Raw genomic sequence first — 1,980 nt, 5'->3', positions numbered from 1 at the left:
AAGATGACTTTCCGAGACTATAAAAAAGTCAATGTCCCAATTAGATTTGCAGTATTAGATGGTATTCAAACATTTGATGGATTGAAATATTCCATTAGAAAAGTTATTCAACATAATCATAATTAGCCTTCATAAAGTATGTGAAGCACTCTTTTCACATACTCTCCATTTAACATAAATGAAATTATGCGACTTCAGAATGACTTAAAAATTAGTCATTAGGTATAAAAGAGATTTTTAATTAGGAGTTTTTATGGCTGGATATACTAGTCAAACTAAAAAATATTTACAGAGTGTCGCTCACTCAAAAGAGTGGTGGACTGATTCTTACACTATTGGTGACACGGTTCCAGTGTCTGGAATTTATAAATGCCAAGGATGTAATAAAGAAATTACAAGTAATGAGGGTGATCCATTTCCCCCTCAGAATAAACATCAACACACTGTACTCCAAGGAGAAGTGGTTTGGAAGCTAATAGTAAGAACTGATACCAAAGGAGATAATTTTGGTATTAAATAAGACATTTTAACCTTGTAAGTCCACTATATCTAATAGTGGGCTTTAGTCTCAAATTTAAAACTTTTACCTTGTTTCAAAACAATAATTAACTTCAAGTGCTTCAATTGTCTGATCTAGAATACGATGTACTAACTCACTATCTTTGATTAGTTCTATCCACGATTGATTAGCGCTTTGTTCACCTCAATAGCTTTACGGCTCAGCTTTTCTTTTTCTGAATCACTATAAACCTCTTATGCGAATTCTAGCCCTGCATGGGGCTAGGCACTGCTATCAGACCCAATTCTCTAACTTTAGCCCATCAATTCGTTCAAATTCTTTTGTATTGTTCGTAACCAATACAACATCCAACGCTAAGGCATGAGCAGCAATCAGCATATCTAAGCTGCCAATCGGTTTACCTGTCGATTGAAGATCCTGACGTAATTTGGCGTAATGCCAAATGGCATGTTCATCGTAAGGAAGAATCTCTAAAGGTGACAAAAACTTGTTTAAAGCCTGTTTATTACGTTCAGATCCAGACTTCTCTACACCAAAAGCCAGTTCAGATGCCGTGATACTTGAAATTGCAAGCTGACCGAGTTGGTATTGCTTAAAACGTTCAAAAACGTGTTGAGGCTTATAGTTGATGACATAGATACAAATATTTGTGTCTAAGAGGTAAATCATTTGAACTCCTCACGGAACTGTTCACCTTGATCAGCACGTTCTAACTGGAATCCAGACTCGAACTCGTTAACTGCTTCCAGCATGACATCCCAAGGATTATCAATTGGCATCAATAACACACCACGTCCGAAGCTTTTGATAGCAACCTCAGTACCATTAAAACGAAAGGCTTTAGGCAAGCGAACAGCCTGACTGCGACCAGTTTGAAATACTTTCGCAATTTCCATATTCAGCTCCTAGTATTAAGGTATGTATCATTGATACATATCATATCACTAAAGCATAGAGTGTCAAAGTTGCATTAAAATCATAAGACAATAAAAAAGCCCCGACATCCTATCGGGGCTTTTTCATATACGGTTCTAGGTATAACGTCCTGTTGTACCTCACGATCCTTGCGTTAGAACATAAACATCCATTTTACGTTCCGGAACATCCTGTTCCTGCATGACGTCATCATAAGAAAAATCACAGGAATGATATAGAGGCAATGGTCCCTAATTAATGTCATCCTGAGCGTACAGGATTGTTTAAAATTTATCCCAAGGGTTATCCGCAGAAATTGTGGATTCTTTCGAGCATAAAAGGCTTATAAAATATATGGGATTACCAATTTTGATTAAAATTTAATCAATTTTATTGGCGAAAGCTTCCAGAATTGAGCATAAAAAAGCCGACTTGTTTCAAAGTCGGCTTTTTTGAGGTTTTTCGGTTTTTTAAAATTGGTTAAGTTATTGATTTATATTTCTTTAGTTTGGTGCATTTCGTATAACGACCATTATGTTAAATAG

3 protein-coding genes are annotated in these 1,980 nt (G+C 36.0%); 1 reads left to right on the top strand and 2 read right to left on the bottom strand.

What is annotated here, in order from left to right; genetic code table 11:
- Nucleotides 1-253: 253 nt before the first annotated feature.
- Nucleotides 254-520, top strand: a complete 267-nt coding sequence (locus F975_RS00860; protein WP_004749445.1) for a hypothetical protein — start codon at nt 254-256, stop codon at nt 518-520.
- 273 nt (nt 521-793) lie between these two features.
- On the opposite strand, the gene vapC is transcribed toward F975_RS00860, so the two are convergent.
- Together vapC and F975_RS00850 are read right to left on the bottom strand one after the other, a co-directional pair.
- A complete protein-coding gene (vapC, locus tag F975_RS00855) occupies nt 794-1,189 on the bottom strand; it encodes a type II toxin-antitoxin system tRNA(fMet)-specific endonuclease VapC (protein WP_004749444.1) in 396 nt (131 codons plus the stop codon).
- A complete protein-coding gene (locus F975_RS00850; protein WP_004282079.1) occupies nt 1,186-1,416 on the bottom strand; it encodes an antitoxin in 231 nt (76 codons plus the stop codon). Before F975_RS00850 ends, vapC begins: the two co-directional genes overlap by 4 nt.
- Nucleotides 1,417-1,980: the final 564 nt, after the last annotated feature.

The organism is Acinetobacter brisouisimilis (assembly GCF_000368265.1).
Classification (GTDB): domain Bacteria; phylum Pseudomonadota; class Gammaproteobacteria; order Pseudomonadales; family Moraxellaceae; genus Acinetobacter.
The sequence above is the reverse complement of the archived record's forward strand: the minus strand, read 5'-3'. Positions and strand labels throughout refer to the sequence as shown.